Origin of the sequence: Vibrio sp. 10N.222.55.C6 (genome assembly GCF_041473395.1) — a bacterium.
GTDB lineage: Bacteria > Pseudomonadota > Gammaproteobacteria > Enterobacterales > Vibrionaceae > Vibrio > Vibrio crassostreae_C.
Genome location: NZ_JBFRSD010000203.1, coordinates 1 through 840, shown reverse-complemented (window position 1 = coordinate 840; position 840 = coordinate 1). Strand labels below are relative to the sequence as shown.

Annotated in this window: 1 protein-coding gene; it reads right to left on the bottom strand. The window is 44.8% G+C overall.

Features of this window, described 5'->3' with window-relative positions:
- Window positions 1-66 precede the first annotated feature (66 nt).
- Window positions 67-840, bottom strand: a 774-nt coding sequence (locus tag AB4486_RS23240; protein ID WP_372118886.1) for a substrate binding domain-containing protein, incomplete at its 5' end; no start/stop codon positions are given.

Here is an 840-nt window from a genome sequence, read left to right as displayed (position 1 = left end):
CGAATTAACTGAAGTATGGCAAACGCTGGTTTAGCTTGTCTCTAGAACAATTATTGGCGACCATAGCTAGTTATCCAACGGCCATTCACGAGTTTCAATCAACCCTTGCTCAAGCAAGTTGTCGCGAAGCTGGTGAATCCTGACTTTTAGCTCATCACGTATTAATCGAATCGCTGGAGAGATCAACTGACGACTCGGTAATATCAGCCACATTTCGGTCAGTGGTATATCGCTATTAACTAATATCCTCTCTAATCGGCCCGCGAGTAAATCTTCACCGACATCAATAGCGGATTTCTTCGCTATCCCCACCCCATCAATACACCACCGACGAACAATATCACCATCATTCACAGCTCGATCACTGTTCATTTTTATTCTGTATTTTTGATCACCATAATAAAGATCCCAACCGTCGTGCACGACTTCGTACAGTTTGTAGAGCAAGGCTTTATGTTGATATAAATCATCAGGAACCAAAGGTCGACCATGATTTTCAATATAATCAGGAGAAGCGCATAGAACATGAGGGATATCGCAGATCTTAAATCCATACAAGTTGGATTCTTGCGCGGCACCTTTAGTCATAGCTCGTAATGCCACATCGACCCCATCGCGGTAAAAATCGGTTCGGCTATCACTCACATGGAGCCTCAATGACAGGTCTTGATGCTTGTCCATTACATCATTAAGCAAAACGCGCATCAGGTTGCGCCCCATCTCAGAAGACACCGCGATACGAACTTCCCCACTGATGGATTGCTGCTCTTCATTGACCAACACCTGCCCTTGTTGCAACAAATCCAATGCTTGTTGGCACAAAGGTAGATACCGCTCACC